8 protein-coding genes are annotated in these 7,185 nt (G+C 35.0%); 1 reads left to right on the forward strand and 7 read right to left on the reverse strand.

The features are described from left to right. The first annotated feature begins 51 nt into the window (after positions 1-51). Positions 52-801: a bifunctional 2-polyprenyl-6-hydroxyphenol methylase/3-demethylubiquinol 3-O-methyltransferase UbiG gene (gene ubiG, locus AABE15_RS07380; protein WP_338330647.1), complete on the forward strand. Its 750-nt coding sequence runs from the start codon at positions 52-54 to the stop codon at positions 799-801. A 493-nt stretch (positions 802-1,294) separates the two neighbouring features. On the opposite strand, the gene AABE15_RS07385 is transcribed toward ubiG, so the two are convergent. The 7 genes from AABE15_RS07385 to AABE15_RS07415 all read right to left on the reverse strand — a co-directional run bounded on the left by AABE15_RS07385 (position 1,295) and on the right by AABE15_RS07415 (position 6,298). Further along, the gene (locus tag AABE15_RS07385) at positions 1,295-1,753 is read right to left on the reverse strand and encodes a DUF2147 domain-containing protein (protein WP_338330648.1); all 459 of its coding nucleotides are present in this window, start codon (positions 1,751-1,753) and stop codon (positions 1,295-1,297) included. 65 nt (positions 1,754-1,818) lie between these two features. After that, positions 1,819-2,076: a glutaredoxin 3 gene (gene grxC / locus AABE15_RS07390; protein WP_338330649.1), complete on the reverse strand. Its 258-nt coding sequence runs from the start codon at positions 2,074-2,076 to the stop codon at positions 1,819-1,821. Positions 2,077-2,188: 112 nt separating this feature from the next. After that, on the reverse strand, positions 2,189-2,941 hold the full coding sequence (locus AABE15_RS07395; RefSeq protein WP_338330650.1) for a ComF family protein: 753 nt from the start codon (positions 2,939-2,941) through the stop codon (positions 2,189-2,191). A gap of 150 nt (positions 2,942-3,091) precedes the next feature. Beyond that, on the reverse strand, positions 3,092-3,508 hold the full coding sequence (locus AABE15_RS07400) for a secondary thiamine-phosphate synthase enzyme YjbQ (RefSeq protein ID WP_338330651.1): 417 nt from the start codon (positions 3,506-3,508) through the stop codon (positions 3,092-3,094). Between the two features lie 9 nt (positions 3,509-3,517). Beyond that, positions 3,518-4,528 carry a tryptophan--tRNA ligase gene (gene trpS, locus AABE15_RS07405; protein ID WP_338330652.1) on the reverse strand — a complete coding sequence of 337 codons (1,011 nt, stop codon included), beginning with the start codon at positions 4,526-4,528 and terminating at the stop codon, positions 3,518-3,520. A 23-nt stretch (positions 4,529-4,551) separates the two neighbouring features. After that, positions 4,552-5,034: an FKBP-type peptidyl-prolyl cis-trans isomerase gene (locus AABE15_RS07410; RefSeq protein ID WP_338330653.1), complete on the reverse strand. Its 483-nt coding sequence runs from the start codon at positions 5,032-5,034 to the stop codon at positions 4,552-4,554. Between the two features lie 34 nt (positions 5,035-5,068). Next, on the reverse strand, positions 5,069-6,298 hold the full coding sequence (locus AABE15_RS07415; RefSeq protein WP_338330654.1) for an argininosuccinate synthase: 1,230 nt from the start codon (positions 6,296-6,298) through the stop codon (positions 5,069-5,071). Positions 6,299-7,185: the final 887 nt, after the last annotated feature.

Here is a 7,185-nt window from a genome sequence, read left to right on the forward strand (position 1 = left end):
GTCTTATTATATATATATTATATATTTTAATGCCTAGGAAAGGCACAAACAATGTCTATCGTTACACCATCTCATGGCTCTGATCAAAACAAATCTATCATTGAAAATGAAATTAATCATTTTAATGCGTTATCGCAGCAGTGGTGGGACCATTCAGGGCCCATGAAAACACTACACGATATGAATGATCTAAGAATTTCTTGGATCGATAATAAGTTGAAAAAATTTAATATTACTAAGCCCCAAAAAATTTTGGATATAGGATGTGGGGCTGGACTAGCCAGCGAAAGTTTAGCAAAATTGGGTTATGATATAGTGGGTATTGATGCGGGTGAAGAAGTCATTAAGGCCGCACAAAGCCATTTGGATAAAGTACCTTTACCACAACATAGTGGAAAGATAACCTATCGCATTGGATGTATCGAAGAATTAGACCCCAAGTTCCAGCGCTTTTCAATTGTTATTGCTCTTGAATTACTTGAACATGTTAAAAATCCTCATGAATTTATTCAACATATTTCGAACTTATTAACACCGACGGGCAAGGTTTTCATTTCTACTATTAACCGAAATCTTAAATCATATTTTTTTGCCAAAGTCGGTGCAGAATACGTGACACGTTTGCTACCCGTTGGAACACATAATTGGAAACAATTTGTCACGCCCAACGAATTGAGACAAATGGCTCATCAAGCTGGCCTAAGAATAGTTGATATCGCTGGTTTAACCCTTAGGCTAAACGGCTGGAAAATTACAAAACATCCTTCAATTAATTATATTACCTGTTTATCAAAAAATTAATTAACTCAAAATATGTCAGTATATCGAAAATATGTACCAACAATTATAATTTTTAAACTACAATTTTTATATAAAGAAGATTATTTTATTTCTCTAATAACATTGATTGCCGACCCAATACAAACTAGAATTGCCGCTCTCACAACAACTGTAATTAAACAAAATGACCAATTCTCTGTTTTATTACTAATAAAACAGAGTAAATAATTAATATTTAATTTTGCCTTATTTTAGAATCTATTCTATCATAAATTAGGCTTAGTTTTACAGACCTCAAATTTCCATATTTTTATATGAGTAAAAAGATAAATTAACCCTATTTCTACTAGTTATAATATTCCAAACGATTCAAAACCTCCAGCTTAAATATTGGCGACGTCTAAAAATATTTTTTTACCCGTTTGAAACAATCCATATATAAAATTACATTAATAGTCCGTTTATTGATGCAGCACACTTTTTGTTGAAGTAAATTTTGTAAAATAAAATAATTTTATTTATTATTTAATCGACAGTCTTTAGAGATACTGCCATGATAACGATACCATGTTTGTGTTTGTCCAAATAAGCTAATTCCTATATAACCTCTTAATTTTAACTCATGATCATTATGCAACCATATCATAGCATTGTAAATTTTTTCATTTCGAGGATCCATAATCTTACCTACCCAAACTGATTTATTTTTCTGTTGCGTAAAATCCTTCAACATTAGTAAATTGCATTGAGAATGTCCTTTTGTATTCAAGGGTGCAGTATTGCCCTCATACTGCATCCCTACGAAACTCCCACAAAGAAAAGCTTTGCACTTAAAAATATTAAAAACTCCATCTTCTTTTCTAGTGGCCCATAACCCTTCAAAAGATGAGGAAGAACTTTGAGCAAAAGACATAGTACAGCCATAGTAAAAAAGAAAAACAAGGCCTGCACAAACAGCAATAAAAAAACGCATAAATTTAACCTACTTCCGTAGGATTGTTTAAAATATTAACCAACCCTTATAAAATTTTTCAGGGATCAATGCTGTAAAATTTGATCAAGCTTACCTGAGGCGTCTAGTTTTAATAAATCATCGCACCCACCGATAGGTTTGTTATCAATAAAGATTTGAGGAACGGTCGTCTTTCCTCCTGATTTTTGTATGGCTTCTTCCCTTTCTTTACTGCCTTTAGGAGCATTAATCTCGTTAAATTTAATATTTTTTGACTTTAAAAGGTTCAATGCTTTGTGACAAAAGGGACAACCGGGTTGGGTGTATATATCAACATTAGCCATGTTATTTCTCCACAATAATTAAACTCTAACTATTGCATCTTATTCAATTCTGTAGTGAATATAAATGCAATAATTAAAAATTACATGAATGTATCATTAATGAACATCAAAACTAAATTACTTTAGCTACGGCGCTTACATCCACCCGAGATACGTTCCCTTGCTCTTTTAATATTAAACTACAAGCTTCAAGCGTAGCCCCTGTCGTAAATACATCATCTACCAAAATAACATGTTTCCCTATTAATTTTTTTCGATAGCTCGGATGTAATTCAAAAGCTCCATTTAGGATAGATTGTCTTTCTTGCTTGTTAAAATGTCCTAAAGGCACAGTTTCTTTGCTACGAGTCAATGCTAACGGCAGGACTTCAATGGATTGTTTTTTACTTAAACACCACGCTAACAACGCGGACTGATTATACTTTCTTTGTTTCAATCTTTTGGAATGCAAAGGAACAGGAATTAAATAATCCGCTTGTTTAATTAAGTCAGACAAATTCCTGAGCATCATATGCGTTAAAAAATTTAAGCTTTGTAATTGATCTGAGTATTTTAAGGGAAGCAAAAGCTCTTTTACAGACTGATTGTAGACCAAGGCTGCGCGACACTCTGTCCAAACAGTAGGGTTTTCCGCACAAGATGCACAAATAGAATGATGCCTAATTTCAATCTCAGAAAGAAAAGGAGTCGCACACGACTTACAATAAGGGGGTTCTACAAATACCAATCTATTAAAACAAGACGAACAAATATCGCCTGAACCCTCTATGGCTTCTTTGCATATCAAGCATTTTTTAGGTATCAGTATGTCTAAAAAAAATTTATGCCACGCATCAAAAAAAGGTTTTTTTTCTTTAAAATTCATCTTACTTAGCCACTTTGATGAAACATCAAGCAAATATTATATAAAAACCTGCAAGGAATTGCTTTTACAATTTCTTAAATAAAAAAACTCTTTCGACGCATACAACAAGGCGTTTCGGCCAGGTAGTGTTAATTTTCTATGTCACTAACATTATTGCCCAATAAGATGAAGCGCTATTTCTCGAATGTGACGCTGTTTTCTGTGTTCAAACAAATATATACCTTGCCATATGCCCAAAACCATACATGCATTAACGATAGGAACAGACAGTTGCGTTTGGGTCAAAACGGTTTTGATATGAGCAGGCATATCGTCTAAACCTTCAGTATTATGCAAATACGCTCGGTTTTCTGGCACTAATTCATTTAAATAATTTAAAATATCACTCTTTACATTGGGATCGACATTTTCTTGCACTATAAAAGAGGCAGACGTATGCCTACACCATAAAGTTAACAATCCAGTACTTATTCCTGATTTCAAAACCCAATTGGACAATTCAAGGTTCAACAACGTTAATCCTTGTCTTTTAGTTTGAAGTTTTAAAAAACCAGTTTGCTGTCTCATTATTTTTGTTTACTTTACATAGCCTACCAACGACTCAACTTTTTCAATAATAGGATTAGCAATTGCAGAGGCTTTTTCCGCGCCGCTTCTTAATATATTGAGAATATATTGAGAATCGTTTAATAAATGATGCGTTTCTTTTCGTATAGGAGAAATGATTTCGATTACTATATCGGTTAACGCTAGTTTAAGTGCAGCAAATCCTTTACCGCCAAAATCTTTTAAAACATTTTCAATAGGTTGTTGAGCCAATACGGAATACATGGATATTAAATTTTTAGCTTCTAAACGACGATCCAATTCATTTTTTTCAAAAGGTAAAGGTTCCGCATCACTTTTCGCTTTTCTAATTTTTAAGGCGATATCATCATCTGTGTCCAATAGCGTAATACGACCCTGTTCGGAAGGATCAGACTTAGACATTTTTTTACTACCATCCCTTAAATTCATTACCCTTGCGCTAATTTCTGGAATAACTCCTTTAACTTCTCGAAAAAAATCAACTTTATAATCGTGATTAAATTTTTGGGCAATATCGTTGGTAAGCTCGATATGCTGACGTTGATCTTCACCTACAGGAACATACGTCGCTTGATAAACCAAAATATCCGCTGCCATTAAATTGGGATAAACATAAAGCCCTGCCGAATACGCTTCTCTATTCTTACCCGCTTTGTCTTTAAATTGAGTCATTCTGTTCATCCACCCAACTCTAGACACGCAGTTGAATATCCATGCCAATCGTGCGTGCGCATGGACGGCCGATTGATTAAACAAAATATGTTTCTTAGGATCAATGCCACATGCCATCAAAACGGCCGTTTGCTCAATAATTTGGGTTTTTAGCAAATGCGGTTCCTGCCAAACCGTGATTGCATGCATATCTACCAGACAAAACAAACATTCATTAGCGTTCTGCAATTCTACCCAATGACGGATAGCACCTAAGTAATTTCCAATATGAGGAATTCCTGTAGGTTGAATTCCTGAAAATATTCTTTTTCCTGACAGTTTATGCACTTTATAAAAACCTTAACCAAACTCTAACTATTTTGAGGAGCTTTTGTAACCCCAACTAAATGAATTTTAAAAACCAATGGACTGTTTGAAGGGATAATCCCCATACTTTTGTTTCCATATCCTAACTGAGGGGGAACGTAAATTTTCCAAATATCCCCCGGGTGCATCTTGGGTAAAGTTTCCATCCATCCTGGTATCAATCCATCCAAAGGCATCTGTATTAATCCTGTACCATGTTTATCCGATGAGTCAAAAATGACTCCATCTGGCAAACGTCCTTCATATTCTAGAAGGATCAAATCGCCTGGAGCAGGCGAAGCATCTTTTGAATCGCCAGAACGTATAATCTGATAAGCCAATCCGCTGGGCAATGTTTTGACACCAGCCTGCATTTCAATTTTTTTCATATATTGTTCTGGTGTTAACTCTTGCTCTTTATGTTCAGCACAAGCGTTTAAATTTAGAACTAAAGAAAGCAGCATGAAGCCAAAAGCTATTTTCCTCATAAATTTTCCCCTAAATTGTCGTAATTAACCTATCCTATAGACTGCCACCGCGTCTTCCTGCCTGAGCACCTAACCGCAAACGTAACGCATTAAGTTTAATAAATCCCTGAGCATCAAGCTGATTATAAGCCCCTTCATCGTCTTCGAAGGTTACAACGCGCATATCATAAAGACTATTCGGACTTTCGCGTCCCATAAGGATTATATTTCCCTTATATAACTTAAGTTTAACTCTGCCCGTTACAGAATGTTGACTTTCATCAATTAAAGCTTGCAGCATACGCCGTTCTGGTGAAAACCAAAACCCATTATAGATTAATTCAGCGTAACGGGGCATAATACTATCTTTTAGATGGCCTGCTTCACGATCAAGCGTTATACTTTCCATATTCCTATGGGCAAAGAGCAAAATAGTTCCACCCGGTGTTTCATAAATTCCACGGGATTTCATCCCCACAAATCGATTTTCTACGAGGTCAAGACGTCCAATACCGTTCGCTTTGCCTAGCTCATTCAATTTGGTAAGCAACACCGCAGGCGACATAAAAATCCCATTAATGGCAACTGCATCTCCATTCTTAAAATCAATATCAATTTCAGTAGCTTTGTCAGGAGCATCTTCTGGAGAAATCGTGCGCTGGAAAACAATCTCATCAGGGGAAACAGCTGGATCCTCCAGAATCTTTCCTTCAGATGAGGAATGTAATAGATTAGCATCAACGGAGAACGGCGCTTCACCTCTTTTATCATGGGCAATAGGAATTTGATTTTCTTCAGCAAATCGAAGCAAACGCGTACGAGACGTGAGATCCCATTCTCTCCATGGGGCGATAACTTTAACGTCTGGTTTTAACGCATAGTATGAAAGTTCAAAGCGTATTTGATCATTCCCTTTACCCGTAGCACCATGAGCGACCGCATCGGCACCCACCTCTTCAGCAATTTCTATCTGTCTTTTGGAAATTAATGGTCTTGCAATGGAGGTTCCTAATAAATACTGCCCCTCATAAAGCGTATTAGCGCGAAACATAGGAAAAACATAATCCCGTACAAATTCTTCACGCAAATCTTCAACGAAAATCTCTTTGACACCGAACAGCTCAGCTTTTTTTCGCGCAGGCTCAAGTTCGTCACCTTGTCCCAAATCAGCAGTAAATGTGACCACCTCACACTCATAAGTCTTTTGTAGCCAACGCAGAATAACTGAAGTGTCTAGACCACCAGAATAAGCAAGAACAACTTTATTTACTTTTTTCGACACTATTATAACTCTCTAAATATTAGGAACCGTTTCTCTGAATTAGGATATATCATCTTCGCTCTCTAATTTGAATGATCATTTTTAATAACATTAATGTTATTAAAATGTACAATTTAATTGAAATACGTACAAACGTGTTTTTAGGTGGTATGTTTACAGATTAAAACGTTCAAATAATTATTTTTGTTTTAACAAATATTGTTTTTATAAGTTTCACTCCTGTAAGAATATCTACCATAAATAACCTAGCTGCCTATCAGTTTCTAATTCAAAATCGAGATAAAGACCTCATTAAGGTGAAAACTAAATTTTAAAATAATGTTAAACAAAAATTTGATGAAAAGAAAACTTACAACCTATGGACTACAATGATGCCAAACGATGGTGTTGTTAAAGATAATCCTTATACATAAGCCGCCTAGTAGGCTGCGTAAAAAATTAAATCACTTTACTATATTTTATTGCTTTTAAATAAAATAACTAATTTCTCTGAGGGAAGTTTGTCTACAGTACGACACCTCTCATCAATGAGCGTATTATCACAAAAAAATGGACAACGAGCCATGTAGGTTTTAACCAAAAGACAGTTACTCGACACCATCGCATTCATTTTGAAAATTTTTCCAAAAAACCAATATGTTGGAGTTAAAGAAGAGTCAACAATTTTAATGAAACTTTCTTATAATTTTCTATTGAGTGCTATCATTAAAGCTTCCACCTTAATTCAAAAAGGAGGAATTACTAGGCAAAGCCTCACCAGTATTTAACTTATACCCATTTCAAATATTCAGTTAAAAACTTATATACTGACATGATCCTGAATCAAACACACAATCCTCTCAAATTCAAACTCAAACAAGACTTTGAATGTATTAATATATTTTTAATGC

Origin of the sequence: Commensalibacter sp. Nvir (genome assembly GCF_963921845.1) — a bacterium.
GTDB lineage: Bacteria > Pseudomonadota > Alphaproteobacteria > Acetobacterales > Acetobacteraceae > Commensalibacter.

Excerpts from the sequence above, each read along its gene's own strand:
- ubiG (WP_338330647.1), top strand. The coding sequence starts at position 52 with ATGTCTATCGTTACACCATCTCATGGCTCTGATCAAAACAAATCTATC.
- AABE15_RS07385 (WP_338330648.1), bottom strand. The coding sequence starts at position 1,753 with ATGCGTTTTTTTATTGCTGTTTGTGCAGGCCTTGTTTTTCTTTTTTAC.
- grxC (WP_338330649.1), bottom strand. The coding sequence starts at position 2,076 with ATGGCTAATGTTGATATATACACCCAACCCGGTTGTCCCTTTTGTCAC.
- AABE15_RS07395 (WP_338330650.1), bottom strand. The coding sequence starts at position 2,941 with ATGAATTTTAAAGAAAAAAAACCTTTTTTTGATGCGTGGCATAAATTT.
- AABE15_RS07400 (WP_338330651.1), bottom strand. The coding sequence starts at position 3,508 with ATGAGACAGCAAACTGGTTTTTTAAAACTTCAAACTAAAAGACAAGGA.
- AABE15_RS07410 (WP_338330653.1), bottom strand. The coding sequence starts at position 5,034 with ATGAGGAAAATAGCTTTTGGCTTCATGCTGCTTTCTTTAGTTCTAAAT.